Here is a 19,341-nt window from a genome sequence, read left to right as displayed (position 1 = left end):
GCCGGGAAGGCGTCGGATGCCACGCTGCAAAAATTGATGGCGTTCACACAGGCCTCTTCCCGGCTAAAGCCTGTCCCACTGACGGACGGCGTGCACCTGTAGGACTGGCTTTAGCCGGGAAGGCGTCGGATGCCACGCTGCAAAAATTAAGGGCGTTCATACAGGCCTCTTCCCGGCTGAAGCCGGTCCCACTGACGGACTGCGTGCACCTGTAGGACTGGCTTTAGCCGGGAAAGCGTCGGATGCCACACTGCAAAAATTGAGGGCGGTCACACAGGCCTCTTCCCGGCTGAAGCCGGTCCCACTGACGGACTGCGTGCACCTGTAGGCCTGGCTTTAGCCGGGAAGGCGTCGGATGCAACGCTGCAAAAATTGAGAGTGTTCACACAGGCCTCTTCCCGGCTGAAGCCGGTCCCACTGATACAGCGCGTGCACTGGGTAGGACTGACCGGAAATGGGTGCAGCAGAAACAAAAACGGCGCCGTGCTGAAGATCAGCCACGGCGCGCGTCGGAGAAGCGGGGGGTGAAGCGGATTAGCTGCGCAGGTCTTTCTTGATTTCGTCTTCGTCCTTGTGAGGCGCCGCAGTCGGCAGCTCGGGAGGATAGAACTCGCCTTTGAGATTCAGTGCGGCAATGCGTACCTTGAGCTTCTCGATCACGAGGTCGATGTCCTGTTGGTCATCGAGATCGTCCACACGCAGCCACAGGTGCGGGAGATTTTCAAAGTAAACGCCGTCGATTTCCACATCGGAGGTCATCTCGCGATCCTGGCGCCACAGGCACTTGCGGTGAACCGTCGCCGGATCCTGTGGCCAGGTTTCCGACGTGGTCAGCCAGACCTCGTGGTAATCCTGCAGATCGATTTCTTCAACTTTGTCCAGTGGGATAAACGTATTCACATATCACCTGTCAGCCAAGGGGACCGGGCGAGGTCGTTGCGCTGCAGACTGCCCCAGATCCCATACCGTTTGAAAAAGCGCATACCACTATGGCCGCCATTTGGCGGACGAGTTCAACGCCCGCGCGCTATTGCCGCACGGCCAGGCCGTCAACGCAGCGACGTTAATGCAGCGCCGGTTCGCGACTGAACGCGTCAACCGCGCGCACCAGCCCCTTGGCCGCCAGCGCCACCAGCTCTCCGCCTTTTTCCGGCGTGGCCAGCGCAGGGTCTGAGCCCATGCGGCCATCGGGGAAGCGCGCTCGAAAATCCTTTGCTTCGCGGATCGGACCGGTCGGGGCAATCTGCGGCGAGTAGTCCGCCGACTTGATCGACTCCGGGTAGGCCCACTGGGTCACCGCGATCTCGGACGGCGTCGCGTGGGAGCCGTGGCCCACCGGAAACTGCCGATGGGCGAGTTCGCCGACGCCCTCCAGGTCCCACCAGTTGGTGAGCTTCAGGGCGAAGCCGGCAGAGCGCCCGGCGAAACTGGCTTCTGCGTACAGCTCGGAAAACGCCGCCTCGATCGACGCGACGTTGCCGCCGTGACCGTTGAGGAAGAGGATTTTCTCAAAGCCATGACCCGCCAGCGAGCGCGCCCAGTCACCGATGGCGGCGATGAACGTCGAGGGGCGCAGCGAGATCGTCCCGGGAAAGCCCAGATGATGCTGCGCCATGCCGATGTTGAAGGTCGGCGCGATCAGGATATCGGCGCTCTTCTGCGCTTCGTGGGCGATGATCTGCGGGCACATCCAGTCAGTGCCGAGCAGGCCGGTGGGGCCGTGTTGTTCGTTCGAACCGATGGGCACGACAATCGTGCGGCTGCGCTTGAGAAACTGTTCGATCTCGATCCATGTGGACTGGTGCAGAAGCATGTCAGGTGCTCTCCTCAGGAAAGTGGGCTTCAGAAAAGTGGGCTTCAGAAAAATGGGGCGAGCGAAAAATCAGTGTGCCCGCGATGCTATGGCGCGGAGGTGCCGACATCACCTGTCGGCGCTCAAGCGGGTTGCGTGTAAGGAAAGCGCGCGATGAAACAGGTGCCCAACTGAGCCGATGAGCTCACGGTCAAAGTACCGTGATGAGCGCTGGCGATCTGCGACGCGATGTACAGCCCAAGACCGAGGCCTTCGCCGCGCCCGCCCGCTTCGGACCGGGTGAACGGCTCGAACAGCAGCGGCATCAGCCGTGGCGAGATGGGCGCGCCGTGGTTCATGACGGAAATGATGACCTGATCAGATTCCTGCCAGATGTGCAGGTCAATCGGCGAGGCGAGTGAGCCATGGGTCACCGCGTTGCCCAGCAGATTGGACAACAACTGGCTGATGCGCAGCGGGTCGCAGTAGACGCTCCCGGTGAGGTCGATGGCTTCGTTGAACGTTGCCTGCGGGTGCGACGCGCGGATCTCGTCCACCGTCGCTTTCAATACGTCGGGAAGATCATCCGTGGCCTGGCACTTCACCGGAATTCCTCCGCCCATGCGGCCCCTGGCGAAGTCCAGCACGTTCTCGATCAGCGCGCCCATGCGGATCGAGCTCTGCCGTATGGCAGCGACCAGCCCCTGCGAGCGCTTGTCCTCGGTTTTGGTCGCCAGCAGGTCGGCGCTCATGCGAATCGCACTCAACGGTGTACGCAGGTCGTGCCCCAGCACCGCCATGAATTGCTCCCGCAACCGTCCGTTTTCGTTGGCGTCGTTCAGCTCGGCGCGGGCGCTGTCCAGGTGGCCCTGAGTGTCCAGACTCATCGCAATCAACTGCGCGAAGAGGGTCAGTGTCTTGACGATGGCAGGATCGCTCAGATCGGCAGGCACTGAGTCGATGGCGCACAGCGTCCCGAAGAAGCGGTCGTCGGGCAGGATGATGGGAATCGAGATGTAGCTTTCCAGCCCATAGGTGAGCGGCGTGTGATGGGTGGCGAAGTGCGGGTCGGCGCTGGCATGGCCGAACACCACGGGCTGGTGATGCTGCCTGATCTCGTGGCAGATGGTTGATTCCAGCACCAGCTCGCCGCCCGGTTTGAGGCCGAAATTGATCGCGTCATCGACGGCGCAGGCCACCCAGTGGCTTTCCGTGACCCTGGCGATTGCCGCGAAGCGCATGCCTGTCATGTGCTTGACCATGCTCAGAATGACGGGCACGGCGGGGATCGCATGGATCGCCTCAACATCCAAAGCAAACTCTGGGCGGGTCATCGGATCTGGCTCTGGGGGTTATAGGCATGAAGCGTATCTAAAATCGGCCAACATGGCTAACCCCTCGGTCCACCACGGGAGATGCCGGCGCAGATTATTGAACCCTCACGCCCCTGCCGGGGTCGTTTTATTGATGCCCTGAGGGCAAATGTCATTTGCGTCCCGTGAGCTGTTTGCTGTCGGTCGACGTGGCGATACTTGTCAGCCTTATGTCATGTCTCTCGAAGCCTGCGCTTCTCCAAGCTGCCTGTTTGTCAGCGCTTTGATTTCTCAAAACAATGGGCCCATGGATGGCCGCCGCGAGGTTGAACGATGATTGCGATGCACCGATTTGCACTGCTGATGACCACTGCTGCGATGCTCAGTGCCTGTGGCGAAACCGCCAAGCTGCCGTTCCAGGCCGGCGTAGGCGCACAGCCGCAACTGCCCGAGCCCAATAGCACGCTGATACCGACCGTCAAGGTGTCCAAGGCCGTCGGCTGGAAGGGCACCGACACGCCCAAGGCCGCCGAGGGCTTCACCGTCAGCGCACTCGCCGAGAACCTCGATCACCCGCGCTGGCTGTACAGCCTGCCCAACGGCGACGTCCTGGTCGCCGAAAGCAACAAGCCGCCGAAGCCTGAAGGCGCGACGGACGGCGGCCCGGGGGTGATGGCATGGATCAAGCGCACGGCTACCGGGATCGTCATGAGCCGGGTCGGCGCCGAAGCCGAGAGCGCCAACCGCATCAGCATCCTGCGCGATGCCGACGGCGATGGCCGGGCCGAAATGAAGAAGGTGTTCATCAGCGGCCTGACGTCGCCATTCGGCATGGTGCTGGTGGGCAACGAACTGTTCATCGCCAACGCCGACGCCGTTGTCAAGGTCCCGTACAACGACGGCCAGACTGAAAGCACCGCCACGCCGGTGAAAGTCACTGACCTGCCGGCAGGCATCAATCACCACTGGACCAAGAACATCATCGCCAACCGCGAAGGCACCAAGCTGTACGTCACCGTTGGCTCGAACAGCAACGTGGCCGAAAACGGTCTGGAAGCCGAAGAGGGACGTGCGGCGGTCTGGGAAGTGGACGTCAAGACCGGGCAAAAACGCCTGTTCGCCAGCGGTCTGCGTAACCCCAACGGGCTGGCCTGGAAGCCGGGCAGCAACGAGCTGTGGACAGTGGTGAACGAACGTGACGAAATCGGCAGCGACCTGGTGCCGGATTACCTGACCTCGGTCAAGGATGGCGCGTTCTACGGCTGGCCGTGGAGCTACTACGGCAATCACGTCGACAGCCGTTTGCAACCGCCGCGCCCGGACATGGTCGCCAAGGCCATCGCCCCGGATTACGCCCTCGGCACCCACGTCGCGCCGCTGGGCCTGACCTGGTCCGACCCGCGCGGCATGCCGGCCAAATTTGCCGACGGCGTGTTTGTCGGCGAGCACGGCTCGTGGAACCGCAATCCCCAGGCCGGCTACAAAGTTGTGTTCGTCGGCTTCAAGGATGGCCGACCTGCGGGCCTGCCGGTGGACGTCCTGACCGGCTTCCTCAACGCCGATGGCGACGCACAAGGCCGTCCGGTCGGCGTGATCCTCGACAAGCAGGGCGCATTGCTGGTCGCGGATGACGTGGGCAACAAGGTCTGGCGCGTCAGTCAGGCCAAGTGATGGCTTAGCAATGAACGGGAATGCCGGTGATGATCACCGGCATTTTTCGTTTTGGGGATGGTTAAAAAACGTTGGGTGAGGCCTGCACTGTTCAGCCGTCCTGAGAGACCTGCTGCTAGCGTGAAAACCGCCGCGCGCCGGCAACGCACGCGATAACCCCGACGGTCACTCCCAGCATGCCCGCGCTGACCTGTTCATGCAGAAGGGTTGCGGCCAGCGTCAGACCAAAAAAGGGCTGCAGCAACTGCAGCTGTCCCACCGCCGCGATTCCGCCCTGGGCCAGACCGCGGTACCAGAACACGAAGCCGATCAGCATGCTGAACAGCGACACGTAGCCCAGACTCACCCACGCCGGTGCGCTGATGGTGGCCAGGACTGGCGGCGCGCTGAACAGGGTCAGCATCAGCATCAGCGGCAACGCCAGCACCAGCGCCCAGCAGATGACCTGCCAGCCGCCGAGCGTCCGGGACAGCGTGGCACCTTCGGCGTAACCCAGGCCGCAGACGACAATCGCCAGCAGCATCAGCAGATCCCCCGCCGGCGACGCCGACAACCCTTGGGCACAGGCGAACCCCACTACCAGCGCACTGCCCAGCAACGAGAACACCCAGAACACCGGACGCGGACGCTCGCCGCCACGCAACACCGCGAACACAGCCGTCGCCAACGGCAACAGGCCGACAAACACGATGGAGTGCGCCGACGTGACGTATTGCAATGCCAGCGCGGTGAGCAGCGGGAAGCCGACCACCACGCCGCTGGCAACGATGAATAGCGGCATCAGTTGGTTGCGCTGCAGGCGCTTCTCTCGCAACACCAGCAGCAGACAGACCGCGACCAAGCCGGCAATCGACGCTCTGGCGACAGTCAGAAACAGCGGCGCAAACTCCAGCACGGCGATGCGCGTGGCCGGCAACGAACCGCTGAAAATGATCACGCCCATCAGGCCATTCAGCCATCCGGCAGTGGAGCGCTTTGTCGCCAGGGGCTGGACCATTGAAGAGATTTCCATGGGGTTCGGACTCCTGAGGTGCAGGCGTGAGGACGCCATTGCTGATTGAGGTTGAATTGCCAACGGGTCAATTGCCGTCAAGGCAGCGTAAGGGGCAGAATCAGTACAATCAAAGAATTGTCATGGATACAGCGTCTATGCCCCGCGCCCGCTACAAAACCCTTGTGGACCGATTTGCTGCGCAGATTGCGGCCGGTGAACTGGCGCCCGGGACGCGCCTGCCGACCCATCGTCAGTTGGCGGCGGCTGAAGGCCTGGCGCTGGTCACGGCGTCGCGGGTCTACGCCGAGCTGGAAGCCATGGGACTGGTGAGCGGCGAAACCGGGCGCGGCACCTTTGTCCGGGAAATCGCCCTGCCGCTCAGCCATGGCGTCGATCAACAGACCAGCACGCCCGGCGTCCTCGACCTCAATTTCAACTACCCGACGCTGCCGGGCCAGGCGGATCTGCTGCGCAACGGCCTTCGCCAACTGGCGTTGTCGGGTGATCTGGAGGCGCTGCTGCGCTATCAGCCCCATGCCGGCCGAAGCCATGAGCGCGCGTGCATGGCGCGGCACCTTGCTGCTCGGGGCTTAACGGTCGAGGCCGACGAGGTGGTGATCGTCAGTGGCGCGCAGCATGGCCTGTCGGTCATTGCGATGGCGTTGCTCAAACCGGGCGATGTGGTGGCGGTGGATGCGTTGACCTATTCGGGGTTCAAAGTGGTGGCCGACGCCCTCCGGCTGGAATTGCTCGCGATCCCCCATACCGATCACGGCCCCGATCTGAACGCCTTGGAAACACTCTGCCAGCGAAGGCGGATCAAGGCCGTCTACACGATGCCGACCCTGCACAACCCCATGGGCTGGGTGATGGACCTGCCGTGGCGCGAACACTTGGTGCGCATCGCTCGGCACCATGGGGTGCTGTTGATCGAAGACGCAGCGTATGCGTTCCTGGCCGAGGACCCGCCCGCACCGTTGAAGGCCCTGGCACCGGAGCTGACCGTCTACGTCTCGGGTTTCTCGAAAAACATCGCGACCGGGCTGCGGGTGGGTTACGTGGTTGCGCCGCTGCCCTGGGTTTCGGCGATGGAGCGTGCGATCCGGGCGACGGTCTGGAATACCCCAGGGGTGATGACGTCGCTGGTCTGCGGCTGGATTGGAGACGGCACCGTCGCGCGTCTGGAGGCGGAAAAACGCCTGGATGCGCGGACCCGACAGACGCTCGCCCGGGCGCTGTTAATCGGGTTGAACGTCATCAGTCACCCGGCGTCCTATTTTTTGTGGGTACAACTGCCTGAGGACGCCAGGGCCGACCAGGTGGCCATGGAGTTGCTGGCGAACAAGGTGGCGGTTTCGACTGCCGAACCCTTCGCCACCTCCAGCGTCGTCCCCCACGGAATTCGCTTGGCGTTGGGTTCTGTGGATCTTGAGGCGTTGCGGGTTGCGTTGCAGGCAGTGCGTCGGGCAGTCGGCCGCTACGTGTATTGAACAGTGCGAAAGGTGAGGGCGGCAGCGGGCTTTGTTGAGGCATCGGTAACGGTGTTTCTCAAAGCGCCTACCATTCTTGAAATCGATAGTGAACATCACGGTAGGCGAGTTCTCTTTTTCCCGGAAGGGAGGAGGATGGCCCCATACCGAACTGGCTTTAAAAGGACACCACGCGATGAAAATCTCAACCCTGCTGACCCTCGTCGCCGTGCTGTCCAGCGGATTCGTCGCTACCGGTTCTGCTGTTGCGGCAGGCACTGTTTCGGCGGCGGATGCCGAGGCGTGCCATTTGCTGCCGGTGGTTGAAAGCCGTGTGGCATTGCAGTCTTCCCAACGCGTGGGTGTGCTCTACAGCGAAAACACCGTTGGCACCCTCGAATACCTTGAGCGTTATCACGCGGTGGCGCTGAAGGGCGTCAAGAACGGCGGTCTGGATTCGCGCATTCGCGAGGCGTTCGTCAACAGCTCCGATCCAAAGCTGGCGATGGACTGGCTGAAAGGTTCGTTGCAGAAGCAGTTTGCTTCAGTGACCGTGTACGACAACCTTGACGCGCTGATGCAGGCGCGGCCTGACGTGGTGGTGATGCTCGACACCTACAGCCGCTTGGTATCCCAGCGTAACTCTCAGGTCGAAGCGCGCTTCATTGCCACGTTCTACGATTCGAACCTGCAATACATCGGCAAGGCTGAAGGCTTGGGCGCCCAGGAGCTGAGCTCGGTGTGGGTCCACGGCAAGGCCGCCCCGGAAATCGCCGCGCAGATCAACCAGCAGCGCGACCTGCAGGTCAATGCCCTGAAGCAGTTTGATGTGTCCCTCAAAGCGCTGGTGACCACCGGGAAGACGGCGGAAGTGGCGAGTAATTGATCGCTGCCTACCAGCCTAGCGCGGTTTGATAGTGGGACCGGCTTTAGCCGGGAAGAGGCCGGTTTGATCACCCTCAATTTCGCAGTGTGACGTCCGACGCTTTCCCGGCTAAAGCCGGTCCAACAGACTGCACGCGGTCCCACTAGGTGAATCCGGCCTGAGCCTTTCCCCTGACGCAACAAAAAACCGCTGCGCCCCTCTTCAAGGCGTCAGCGGTTTTTTTTGTGAGGGCGGTTACTTGCTGTCAGGCAGTGCGTAGGCAATCACATAATCACCGCGATCCTTCGACTGACGGGCGCCGCCGGCGGTGATGACGATGTACTGCTTGCCGGTCTTAGGCGACACATACGTCATCGGGCCGCCCTGGCTGCCCACGGGCAAGCGGGCTTTCCAGGCTTCTTCGCCGTTGGCGCTGTTGAACGCGCGCAGGTAGTAGTCCTGGGTGCCGGCGATGAACACCAGACCGCCCTGGGTCGACAGCGTGCCCCCCAGCGTCGGCATGCCGATCGGCAAAGGCAGGTGCATTTTGATGCCCATCGGGCCGGTGTCCTGAACGGTGCCGACCGGCACTTGCCAAGCGATCTTTTGAGTCTTCATGTCGATGGCGGTCAACGTGCCGAACGGCGGCGCCTGGCACGGGATGCCCGCCACCGACAGGAAGCGGTTCTTGTTGACGGCGTACGGCGTGCCCTTCAGCGGGACGGCGCCCATGCCGGTATTCAACGCCTCACCGCCCGACGCCGCGATGGCGTCCTTCAGCTGCGGCACCATCTGAATCCACAGGCCCAGGCGCATGTCATTGACGAAGATGAAGCCGTGAACCGGATCGGTCGACAGGCTGCCCCAGTTCATCCCGCCCAGCGATCCCGGAAAGCTCAGCGAAATGTCAGTGCCCGGCGCGGTGAACAGGCCGTCGTAGCGCATCTTCTTGAACGAGATCCGGCACAACAGCTGGTCGAACGGTGTGGCGCCCCACATGTCCGATTCGGTCAGCGTCTGCGCACCGATCTGCGGCATGCCCACGGATTTTGGCTGGGTCGGCGAATACGGTTCGTTGGGGATATTCGACGCCTTGACCGGGACTTCCTTGACCTCGGTCAGCGGCTGGCCGGTGTGGCGATCGAGGACGAAAATCTGCCCGGCCTTGGTGCCAATGACCAGCGCCGGCACCTTGCTGCCGTCAGGCTTGGCGAAGTCGATCAGGCTCGGCTGCATCGGCAGGTCGAAATCCCACAGGTCGTTATGGACCGTCTGATACACCCACTTCTGCACGCCGGTGGTGGCGTCCAGTGCCAGCACCGAGGCGCCATAGGTGTGGTCAAGCTCGGTGCGTTTCACGCCATAAATGTCGGTGGACGAACTGCCCATCGGCAGGAACAGCGTGTTCATGGCCGGGTCGTAGGACATCGGTGCCCAGCTGTTCGGCGTGCTGCGCACATAGGTTTTGTCGGCGGCAGGCGCCTGTTTGTCTTCGGGATTGCCCGGATCGAACGCCCAGCGCATCTGCCCGGTGACCACATCAAAGCCGCGGATCACGCCGCCCGGCATATCGGCCTGCACGTTGTCGGCCACGCGACCGCCAACCACCACCGTGGTCCCGGCCATCAGCGGCGCCGATGACAGTTGATAGTAGGAATCGGGCACGTTGCCCAGACCGGCTTTGAGGTCGACCTGGCCATTGTTGCCGAAGCCCTGGCAGAACTCGCCGGTGTCGGCGTCCACGGCAATCAGGCGCGCGTCGATGGTGTTGGTGAGCAGACGACGCTGGCAGTTGGCGCCAGCCGGCACAGCGACCGCCGCCGCAGGCCTGCTGCCATCGGTGGGTGGCGCAATGGCGGCGCTGGCATCGAAATAAGCCAGCCCGCGGCAGCGTTGCCACACGGCGGACTTGGCGTTGATGTCGTTCTTCCACAGCTGCTTGCCGGTGTCGGCGTCCAGCGCGATGACGTTGTTGTGCGGCGTGCAGATAAAGACCTTGTCGCCGACCTGCAACGGGGTCATCTGGTCTTCGGCACCATTGCCGTCGCTGAGGGCGACGTCGCCGGTGTGGTAGGTCCAGGCCGGCACCAGCTTGCTGACGTTGTCGCGGTTGATCTGGTCCAGCGCGGCGAAGCGGCTGCCGCCTTCATCGTTGCCGTAGTGCGCCCAGTCTTTCTGCGCGTGGGCAGGATCGACTTTGGTCAGCCCCGGGCCAGTCCCCGTAGGCGACACCGACGCATGGGGCTGAAACATGCCCCAGGATCCGGCGACGATCGTCAGCGCCAGCACGCCGCCAACGACATAACCGCCGCGACCGGCTGCGTGGCCATTGGCCTTGCGCAGGGAAGGGTAGATCAGCGCGACCAGCAGGCTCAACACGCCGAGGGCAAACAGCCGGGAAACCAGCGGCCAGAACACCAGCCCGGCGTCCACCAGCGCCCAGATCAGCGTCAGCAGCATCACCGCTGCAAACAGCCACGCGCCTGACAGGCGACGTCGGAACAGCAGGACGGCCGAGACAATCAGGCCCAGGCCGGCCAGCAGGAAATACGCACTGCCGCCCAGCGTGACGAGGTAGCCGCCGCCCGCTGCGAAGAGTAATCCGAAAACCAGCACGCCCAGCGCAACGACCCGAATGGGCCAGCGGCTGGCGGCTGCCGAAGAAGGTGAGTGATTCATGAGGCATTCCTGCTGACGCGAAGAAGGGTCGGGGACGACCGATCAAGTGATTTGAGGACAAGGGTTCACAGCGTGATGGCTGCCAGGCGTATCGCTTACGGCATATCCGTCGTGTAATTAACCGGTTAGTTAATTCCGGCGACGATAGCAAAAAAACGCATTGCCTGCGTCAATTTGTCTCTGTCAGAGGGGCTCGCGCGGAGCGCCGTCAGGCGCTGAACCTGTCAGCGCTGCTGATCCATGAACGCTCGCAGACGCTGTTGCAGGCGGTCCACAGCGTTGTCCATCGAGAGAAACGCGTCGACCGTCATCACTTGCCAGCGCTGGCCTTCATCGCCGAACACCACCTGATCGAATAAACCCTCGGCCACTTCAGCGACGAAAAACCAGGTGTCGAGCCCGTCGACGCCCTGACCCGGGTAGACCTGCTTGTGAGTAAAGGTAGCGGGGTCGAGGACGATGCCGAATTCCTCCATCGTCTCCCGCACGGCGCATTCTTCCGGCGTCTCCTGGCCCTCACGCCCGCCGCCGGGCAGGTCCCACAGGTTCGGCCAGGGGATCTCGGGTTTGTCATCGCGTTGATAGGTGAGCAGCGTGCCATTGCACAGGATCGCGACTTTTGCGCCGGAGAAAGAAGGATGTACGGACATGATTGCGCCTTGATGAAGTCAGTGCGGATAACACTAGCAGTGTCGGCCTGAAACATGCAGCCAACGGCAACCACACACTGCAGTCATCGAGTGAAACCGGCTTCAGCCGGGAAAGCGTCAGTGGTCGCACTGCAAAATTGATGGTGTTCACGCTGGCCTCTTCCCGGCTGAAGCCGGTCCTGCTAAGCATCGCGTGCATCCATGGGTACTAACATTCATGCGAACCACCCACACCGGGAGAAACGATGAACAACCAGACACTGAAGGACTTCTACACCGGCTACATCGACTGCCTCAATCGCCAGGATTGGGCTGCCTTGGGCGATTTCGTCGGCGATGAGGTGCGTTACAACGGCGAGCGCGTAGGCCTGGCCGGCTACCGGCAGATGCTGGAACTGGATTTTCGCGCCATCCCTGACCTGCGTTTTGTCATCGATCTGCTGATCGCAGAGCCACCGCACATCGCCGCAAGGCTGACGTTCGATTGCACGCCGGTGGGCGAGCTGTTCGATGTGCCGGTGAATGGGAGGAGGGTGCAGTTTACGGAGAACGTGTTCTACACATTTGCGGCGGGGTGTATCGTCAATGTCGAGTCGGTGATCGACAAGGCGGCGATGGCGGCGCAGGTGCTGAAGACCTGAACCGCCGAATGGTCCGGCAGCACGGCTGACTCACAGGAGAGCCAGCCGCGCTGCCGCTCCATCAATGCAACGCGCTGGCGCGATTTTTAGCGACGTCTTCGGCTTTGATCTCACCGTCGCTCTGACCGAACCGACGCAGCACGAAGGTGCTCACGGCGGCCAGTTCAGCGTCGCTGTAACTGCGGGCGAAATCAGGCATGCGCTGATCGACCCGTGCCGCCGTTGGCGTGTGACCTTCCAGCAACGTCGCCATCACGTTCCGGCCTTTGGGGTCGTTGACGGTTTTCAAGCCCGCCAACCCGCCTGCCGGGGACTGCCGGCCACTGCCGTCGATCTGGTGGCAGGCCACGCAGGTGTCGTTGAACAGCTTCTGACCAAGACCCTTTTGCAGTGCGGCATCGTTCATCACCATGCTTGGGCGGGGGATGCCTTCGCTTCGTGCCGGCGTGCTCTTGAGGTACACCGCGATGGCTTTCAGGTCCGCCGGATCGAGGTAGCGCAGGCTGTGCTCTACCGCGTCACCCATCGGCCCGCCCGCGCCGCCGAAACCGGCCGCGTAGCCCTTCGACAGGTAGCTGACGATCGCTTCTTCCGGCCAGGCGCCGATGCCGTATTTGGCGTCGGAGCTGATGTTGTAGGCCATCCAGTTGCCCAGCTCGGCACCCGCCAGGGAATTGCCGGAGCTCATCGCCTGGAAGATGTTGCGTGGCGTGTGGCATTCGCCGCAGTGGCCGGGGCCCTGCACCAGATACGCGCCGCGATTCCATTCAGGCGATTGCTTGCTGTCCGGGACGAAGCGTTCGTTGCCGGCGAACATCGCGTTCCAGAACATCATTCCCCAACGCTGATTGAACGGGAACGAAATCTTGTTCTCTGGCGGCATCTGCTTGACCGGCTCAAGGCTGAACAGGTAGCCCTTGATCGCCAGGATGTCTTCCCGGGACATCAGCGTGTACGAGGTGTAAGGGAAGGCCGGGTAGTAATGCTTGCCGTCCTTGCCCACGCCTTTCTGCAGGGCGTCGACGAACTCGTCGTCGGTCCAGTTGCCGATACCGGTCTCTTTGTCCGGGGTGATGTTGGGCGAATACAGGCTGCCGAACGGCAACTTGAATTCCAGCCCGCCGGCGTACGGCTTGCCGCCCGGCACGACGTGGCAGGCCACGCAATCAGCGGCGCGGGTCAGGTATTCGCCCTTGCTCATCGCCGGGGTGTCGCTCGCGTAAACGGTGCTGGCCAGCAAACCGGCCACAAGTCCGAGCGCAGTGTTGAAAACGTTCATGACGCGCTCCTTAAACAGTGAAATAGCCAGAACGGCTCAACGGCAAACGACGCTCACGCACACCGGTCGCGGCGTACACGGCGTTAACCAGCGCGGCCGCAGCGGGCACTGCGCCGGTTTCACCGACACCGCCAGGGGTCTCGACGCTCTCGACGATGTGCACCTCCACCGGCGGCGCGTCGCTCATGCGAATCTGCCGGTACTCGTGGAAGTTGGTCTGCTGCACTTGACCCTTCTCGACAAGGATTTCGTTGAACAGCGCGGCCGACAGACCGAACAGCGTGCCGCCTTCCATCTGCGACGCCACGGAGGTCGGGTTGGTGGCAAAGCCGCAGTCGATGACCGTCACCAGCCGTTTGATGCGCAGGCCTTTTTCGCCTTCCTTCTCCAGCTCGACGATGGTGGCGACGAAGCTGCCGAACACCGCCGTCACTGCCACGCCACGGCCCGAACCGGCAGGCAGTGGCTTGTCCCACTCCACCAGTTGCGCGGCCTTGGTCAGCACCGCTTGAGCGCGGGGTTGCGACTGCATCAGCGCCAGGCGGTATTTCACCGGATCGACCTTGGCGTTGTGGGCCAACTCGTCGATGAAGCACTCGATGGCGTAGGTGCTGCGCAACGGTCCGACGCCACGCCACCACGAAACCGGAATCACCTCGGGGTCGTGACGGATGTAGCGCACCTGCAGGTTGGGCAGGGTGTAGATCGGGTCCTTCGCCACTTCGACGGCATCGCCATCGACGCCGTCAGCCGGCAATGCGCCGATGTAGGCAGCGACCACCGAAGCACCGGCGATGCGATGCTCCCAGCCCACCGGACGCAGGTCTTTGTCCAGCGCCGCATTGAGGCGGTCGACGTAGTGCGGACGATAACGGTCGTGGGTCATGTCCTCTTCGCGGCTCCAGATCAGCTTGATCGGGTAGCTGAGCTGGCGCGCGATGTCCACGGCCTGGAAGATGAAGTCAGACTCCAGACGACGGCCGAAACCACCGCCGATCAACTGGTTGTGGATCACCACCTTTTCCACCGGCATGCCGCAGACTTTGGCGGCGCCTGCCTGGGCCATCCCCGGCGCCTGGCAGCCGACCCACAACTCGCACGCGTCGGCGCGCACATGGGCGACGCAGGTCATCGGCTCCAGCGGCGAGTGGGACAGGAAGGGTTGCTCGTAGATCGCTTCGAAGCGGCTGGAAGCGTTTTTCAGCGCGCCGGCGATGTCACCGGACTGGTGCGCGAACACACCATCGCCAGCGCTGGCGTCGAACAGCGATTTGTCCAGCTGGGCGGAATCCAGACCGGCGTGGGGGCCGAGGTCCCAGTCGATGTCCAGTGCTTTGAGGGCTTGCTGGCAGGACCAGAAATTGCTCGCCGTTACCGCCACCGCGTTGTCCAGCCGCACGATATCGCGCACGCCAGGGATCTTGCGCGCAGCGTCTTCATTCTTCACGCCGCGCAGTTTGCCGCCGTGAACCGGGCAGGTGAGGGTGGAGGCAATCAGCATCCCCGGCACTTGCAGGTCGATGGTGAATTTCGCCGTGCCGTTGACCTTGTTCGGCGTATCCAGTCGCTGGACCGGTTTGCCCAGCAGTTTGAATTCGCTGACGGCTTTGAGCGGGATGTCGGTTGGCAGCGGTAACTTCGCCGCGGCATCCACCAGCTCGCCGTAACCGGCACTTTGACCGTTCGGGCCGATGACCCGGCCGTTCTCGGCATGGCACTGGCTCGGCGCGACTTTCCAGCGCATCGCCGCGGCCTGGATCAGCACGATGCGCGCGCTGGCGCCGGCCTTGCGCAGGGGCTCCCAACTGTAGCGGGTGGAGGTCGAACCGCCGGTGGCCTGGAAGCTCAACAGCGCGTCGGTGTACAGCGCTGCATTGGGCGGGGCCTCGGTGATGGTGATCTGGCTCAACGGCACTTCGAGCTCTTCGGCGACCATCATGGCGATGCCGGTCTGCACGCCCTGGCCCATTTCGATCTTCGGCGAAATCAGCGTGACGGCGCCGCTGTGATCAATGCGCACGAAAGCGCCATAGCCTTGCTCGGCGTTGTCGCCCAGGCCCGCGCCCTTGACCAGGTCGGCGGCGAAGCTGCGGGTGACGGTCGCCGGCAGGTAAGTGCCAATGACCAGCCCGCCCAGCAGCGCACTGCCTTTGAGCAATCCACGACGCGAGAGCATCGCGGCAGATGATTGTGATTCGGACATGATGACTTCCTTCAGGCCTGGCTGACGCTTTTGATGGCGGCGCGAATGCGGGTGTAGGTGGCGCAGCGGCAAAGGTTGCCCGACATGGCGTTGACGATCTGCTCGTCGTTGGCTTTGGGGTGTTCCTGCAACAGCGCGACGGCCGACATGATCTGCCCCGGCTGGCAGTAGCCGCATTGCACGACTTCATGGTCCAGCCAGGCTTTCTGTACCGCCTGACCCACAGCCTGCTCGCCGACGGCTTCGATGGTCGTGACCTTGCGGCCCGCCACGGCGCTGACCGGCAGCACGCACGAGCGCACGGCCTGGCCGTCCAGGTGCACGGTGCACACGCCGCACTGGGCGATGCCGCAGCCGTACTTGGTGCCGGTCAGGCCCATCACGTCGCGCAGGACCCACAACAATGGCATGTCGTCGGCGACATCCAGGTCGTGCTCCTGGCCGTTAATCATCAATTTCTGCATTGCAACCTCAGAAGGTCATCACGGTTGACGCACTGCGTCACGAGCAGGGTCGTGAGGCGGCATCAAGGCTTCGGTTTGTTTGAAAATAGCGCCGTGCCAGTGGCCAGCGCTTTATAGAGGTCTGCCCGGACATCTTGGTGTCAGACGAGTCAGGGGGATGAATGGTAGTACGTTCATCATTGGAAATGTTTGATTGCGCGGAAAATATTTCTCAGGCGCCGTTAAATGACCCGCGACAACATGACGCGCTCCGGGAAAGTGCAGCGCCAGGATCTGCCGCACTCTAAAGGGTGTTGGCGAAGCGTTCATCAGTGGCGCATAAAGTTGTGGGTAACGGAAGATGCAAAGGACTATTACGGGAATTGATCTAATAACTATGCGCATCGATGGCGGTGATGGGCTTTATCAATTTTAAGTATTTATCATCGGCGCGGATCACGAACAGAATGGCCCCAGAAGCAAACGACAAGCGCTTTGCTTAATTACGACTGAATGCACTTCTGGAGAATGACCATGAAAGTATTAACCTTCGCCGCCCTGTCCCTTGTCAGTGTGTTCGCCGCTGCCGGCGAACGCCCGGCCACCCACCAGCAGCCCTCGACCCAGGTTGAACAATACAACCGTCACAAAGGCATCGACGTCGCTAAAGTGATCAGCATCAAAAACGCTCAGGACCCACAGAAAGTTGATGGCCCCGTGCAATCCACCATGGTGTATGTTGACCACGCCGGCGTGACCCACAGCCTTGACTACACCATCATGGGCTACGGTCGTCAAAATGGTTAATCGCCAGTGCCCTGGCGGCTTCAATTACAAACGCTATAAAAGAAACGCTGCATTGAATGCAGCGTTTTTTTTTTGCGTGATTATTGAGCTGGAACGTTCCGTTGTATCGTTCGCCAGGAACGTGTTCCAGCCGCTTATTTATTTAAAGGCTCATTACGCGTTGGCGCCGATGAGGGTTACCCACGTCGCTGGATGAAGTCCAGAAATGCTCTCAGTGGTGATGGCACATAGCGCCGGCCGGGGTAATACAGAAACGGCCCGCTGAAACGCGGCCACCAGGGTTCGAGTACCGGTTCCAGTGCGCCGCTGTCGAGATGGGGGCGCAACCAGTCTTCGAACAACGAAACGATGCCCAGGCCGTCGATGGCGGTTTGCACGGAGAGGTCCACTGCGCCGCCAATTCGCACGGTGAGTGGGCCGGTCGGGTCGACACAAACTTCTTCCCCGTCACGCTCGTATTCCCACAGTGGAACAGAACCGCTGGGGAATTTGCCGCGCAGGCAACTGTGGTTCAACAGATCACGCGGATGCTCGGGCCGGCCCCGGGCGTCGAGGTACGCCGGCGAGGCCGCCGTCGCGAAACGCTGAACGCGCGGGCCGATGGGCACGGCGATCATGTCTTGTTCCAGGCGGTCGTCGTAGCGGATGCCCGCGTCGCAGCCGGCGGCGAGCATGTCGACGAAGCTTTCCTCGGTGATCACTTCCATGCGGATGTCCGGGTGCGCTTGCAGGAACGGGGTGATGATTGCCGGGAGTATCAGGCGAGCGGCGCTGACCGGTACGTTAAGCCTGAGCGTGCCGGAAGGGCGGTCGCGAAAATCGTTGACCACGTCCAGCGCCGATTCGACTTCCCCGAGCGCCGGTACAATCCGTTCCATCAGCCGCGCGCCGGCTTCCGTCGGCACGACGCTGCGCGTGGTGCGGTTGAGCAAGCGCACGCCCAGCCTCGATTCCATGCGTCGAACCGCGTCGCTGAGGCTGGATGCCGACTTGCCACTCAACCGTGCGCCTTCCCGAAAACCGCCCGCGTTGACCACGGCCACGAAGGCCAGCAAATCCTGAATGTCTGTTGCCATTGTCCGCTCACTCGTACAACCCGTGCCGATTGCACCTGATTATCAGCGCATCGGTCAACGCCTATAGTCGTCCTACATTCTTGATCACGAGGCGTTACCCATGAGCCAGGCCAGCAAGGCAGGACAGTTTTCATTCGGCGGTCGCACCGTCAACCGCATGGGCTACGGTGCCATGCAACTGGCCGGGCCGGGCGTTTACGGACCGCCGAAAGACCACGCGGCTGCAATCGCCGTGTTACGTGAAGCGCTGGCGGCCGGGGTCAACCATATCGACACTGCCGACTTCTATGGCCCTCACGTCACTAACCGCCTGATCCGCGAAGCCCTGCATCCTTATAGCGACGAGTTGCTGATCGTCACCAAGGTCGGCGCGTCGCGAGGCACCGACGCGTCATGGAACGCTGCCAATAGCCCGTCGGAGTTGGTGAGCGCGGTGCACGACAATCTGCGCAATCTCGGTGTCGAAGCGCTGCACGTGGTGAACTTCAGGGCGTGGGGCACCGGGCACTCCCCGGACCAGCAGTCGATTGCCGAGCAGTTCAGCGCGTTGGCCGAGTTGCAGCGTCAGGGGCTGATTCAGCACTTGGGCCTGAGCAACGTCAGCGCCAAGCAGGTCACTGAAGCGCAGAGCATTGCCGAGGTGGTCTGCGTGCAAAACCACTACAACCTGGCCCACCGGGATGACGAGCAGTTGATCGCCGAACTCGGCAAGCAGGGCATCGCCTACGTGCCGTTCTTCCCGCTGGGCGGGTTCACACCCTTGCAGTCGCAGACGCTGTCGGACGTCGCCACACGCCTCGACACCTCGCCGATGTGCGTGGCCCTGGCGTGGCTGCTGCAGCGTGCGCCCAACCTGCTGCTGATTCCGGGCACCTCGTCGGTGGCGCATCTTCACGAAAATCTGAGCGCCACCGAGCTGGTCATTCCGCCAGACATGCTCGCCGAACTCGACGGCCAGGGCGCCTGATTCATTATTGTCAGTAGGACCGGCTTTGGCCGGGAAGAGGCCGGTGTGAACACCCTCGATTTTGCGGTGTGACGACCGACGCATTCCCGGCTGAGGCCGGTCCTGCATCCAGCATCCGCGGTGCATCTGGATGAATGCGGTGTCTTCGTGGGACCGGCTTTAGCCGGGAAGAGGCCGGTCCTACACCCAGCATACGCGGTGCCTCTGGCTGGATGCGGTGTCCTCGTAGGACCGGCTTTAGCCGGGAAGAGGCCGGTGTGAACACCCTCAGATTTGCAGCGTGACGACCGACGCCTTCCCGGCTGAAGCCGGTCCTATATCAAGCATCCGCGGTGAATCTGGATGGATGCGGTGTCATCGTGGGACCGGCTTTAGCCGGGAAGAGGCCGGTGTGAACACCCTGTAGTGGTCAACTAATTCCGGACACCTCGATAGGTTGTTTCAAGGCCATCGTCCGTTCGTAAACGGTCGGTGGCAGATACCCCAGTTTTG

General features: G+C 62.3%; 16 protein-coding genes. 6 read left to right on the top strand and 10 right to left on the bottom strand.

The features are described 5' to 3' along the window. Positions 1-534: 534 nt before the first annotated feature. From QWI18_RS22665 to QWI18_RS22655, 3 genes are all read right to left on the bottom strand, one after another. Positions 535-900: a hypothetical protein gene (locus QWI18_RS22665; protein ID WP_065988636.1), complete on the bottom strand. Its 366-nt coding sequence runs from the start codon at positions 898-900 to the stop codon at positions 535-537. Positions 901-1,063: 163 nt separating this feature from the next. Then, positions 1,064-1,813: a creatininase family protein gene (locus tag QWI18_RS22660; RefSeq protein ID WP_192130134.1), complete on the bottom strand. Its 750-nt coding sequence runs from the start codon at positions 1,811-1,813 to the stop codon at positions 1,064-1,066. Positions 1,814-1,935: 122 nt separating this feature from the next. Further along, the gene (locus tag QWI18_RS22655; RefSeq protein WP_369319912.1) at positions 1,936-3,126 is read right to left on the bottom strand and encodes an ATP-binding protein; all 1,191 of its coding nucleotides are present in this window, start codon (positions 3,124-3,126) and stop codon (positions 1,936-1,938) included. 312 nt (positions 3,127-3,438) lie between these two features. Between QWI18_RS22655 and QWI18_RS22650 the strand changes: the two genes are divergently transcribed. After that, entirely contained in the window at positions 3,439-4,776 is a 1,338-nt protein-coding gene (locus tag QWI18_RS22650) for a sorbosone dehydrogenase family protein (RefSeq protein WP_065988633.1), read from the top strand. 115 nt (positions 4,777-4,891) lie between these two features. Here QWI18_RS22650 and QWI18_RS22645 read toward each other — a convergent pair whose 3' ends face one another. Beyond that, complete coding sequence (locus QWI18_RS22645) at positions 4,892-5,788, bottom strand: DMT family transporter (RefSeq protein WP_369319911.1); 897 nt, start codon at positions 5,786-5,788, stop codon at positions 4,892-4,894. Between the two features lie 137 nt (positions 5,789-5,925). Between QWI18_RS22645 and QWI18_RS22640 the strand changes: the two genes are divergently transcribed. Together QWI18_RS22640 and QWI18_RS22635 are read left to right on the top strand one after the other, a co-directional pair. After that, positions 5,926-7,260, top strand: coding sequence for a PLP-dependent aminotransferase family protein (locus tag QWI18_RS22640; RefSeq protein ID WP_369319929.1), 1,335 nt, complete (start codon positions 5,926-5,928; stop codon positions 7,258-7,260). A gap of 175 nt (positions 7,261-7,435) precedes the next feature. Beyond that, positions 7,436-8,125 (top strand): ATPase, encoded by a 690-nt coding sequence (locus tag QWI18_RS22635; RefSeq protein ID WP_296308444.1) that lies wholly within the window; start codon positions 7,436-7,438, stop codon positions 8,123-8,125. Between the two features lie 234 nt (positions 8,126-8,359). Here QWI18_RS22635 and QWI18_RS22630 read toward each other — a convergent pair whose 3' ends face one another. Then, positions 8,360-10,783 (bottom strand): glucose/quinate/shikimate family membrane-bound PQQ-dependent dehydrogenase, encoded by a 2,424-nt coding sequence (locus QWI18_RS22630; RefSeq protein ID WP_369319910.1) that lies wholly within the window; start codon positions 10,781-10,783, stop codon positions 8,360-8,362. Between the two features lie 224 nt (positions 10,784-11,007). After that, positions 11,008-11,433, bottom strand: coding sequence for an NUDIX hydrolase (locus QWI18_RS22625; protein ID WP_296308441.1), 426 nt, complete (start codon positions 11,431-11,433; stop codon positions 11,008-11,010). 245 nt (positions 11,434-11,678) lie between these two features. Between QWI18_RS22625 and QWI18_RS22620 the strand changes: the two genes are divergently transcribed. Then, positions 11,679-12,074 (top strand): ester cyclase, encoded by a 396-nt coding sequence (locus QWI18_RS22620; RefSeq protein ID WP_369319909.1) that lies wholly within the window; start codon positions 11,679-11,681, stop codon positions 12,072-12,074. Positions 12,075-12,135: 61 nt separating this feature from the next. Here QWI18_RS22620 and QWI18_RS22615 read toward each other — a convergent pair whose 3' ends face one another. From QWI18_RS22615 to QWI18_RS22605, 3 genes are all read right to left on the bottom strand, one after another. Continuing rightward, a complete protein-coding gene (locus QWI18_RS22615) occupies positions 12,136-13,275 on the bottom strand; it encodes a cytochrome c (RefSeq protein ID WP_244656882.1) in 1,140 nt (379 codons plus the stop codon). 88 nt (positions 13,276-13,363) lie between these two features. Beyond that, a complete protein-coding gene (locus tag QWI18_RS22610) occupies positions 13,364-15,556 on the bottom strand; it encodes a molybdopterin cofactor-binding domain-containing protein (protein ID WP_369319908.1) in 2,193 nt (730 codons plus the stop codon). Between the two features lie 11 nt (positions 15,557-15,567). Continuing rightward, positions 15,568-16,020 carry a (2Fe-2S)-binding protein gene (locus QWI18_RS22605; RefSeq protein ID WP_065988623.1) on the bottom strand — a complete coding sequence of 151 codons (453 nt, stop codon included), beginning with the start codon at positions 16,018-16,020 and terminating at the stop codon, positions 15,568-15,570. Between the two features lie 513 nt (positions 16,021-16,533). On the opposite strand from QWI18_RS22605, the gene QWI18_RS22600 reads away from it, so the two are divergent. Continuing rightward, a complete protein-coding gene (locus tag QWI18_RS22600; protein WP_065988622.1) occupies positions 16,534-16,806 on the top strand; it encodes a DUF2790 domain-containing protein in 273 nt (90 codons plus the stop codon). Between the two features lie 176 nt (positions 16,807-16,982). Here QWI18_RS22600 and QWI18_RS22595 read toward each other — a convergent pair whose 3' ends face one another. Then, a complete protein-coding gene (locus QWI18_RS22595) occupies positions 16,983-17,882 on the bottom strand; it encodes a LysR family transcriptional regulator (protein WP_369319907.1) in 900 nt (299 codons plus the stop codon). Positions 17,883-17,982: 100 nt separating this feature from the next. Here QWI18_RS22595 and QWI18_RS22590 point away from each other — a divergent pair, with 100 nt between their 5' ends. Next, positions 17,983-18,849, top strand: a complete 867-nt coding sequence (locus tag QWI18_RS22590; RefSeq protein ID WP_369319906.1) for an aldo/keto reductase family oxidoreductase — start codon at positions 17,983-17,985, stop codon at positions 18,847-18,849. Positions 18,850-19,341 lie beyond the last annotated feature (492 nt).

Origin of the sequence: Pseudomonas sp. W2Oct36 (assembly GCF_041060465.1) — a bacterium.
GTDB lineage: Bacteria > Pseudomonadota > Gammaproteobacteria > Pseudomonadales > Pseudomonadaceae > Aquipseudomonas > Aquipseudomonas graminis_B.
The sequence above is the reverse complement of the archived record's forward strand: the minus strand, read 5'-3'. Positions and strand labels throughout refer to the sequence as shown.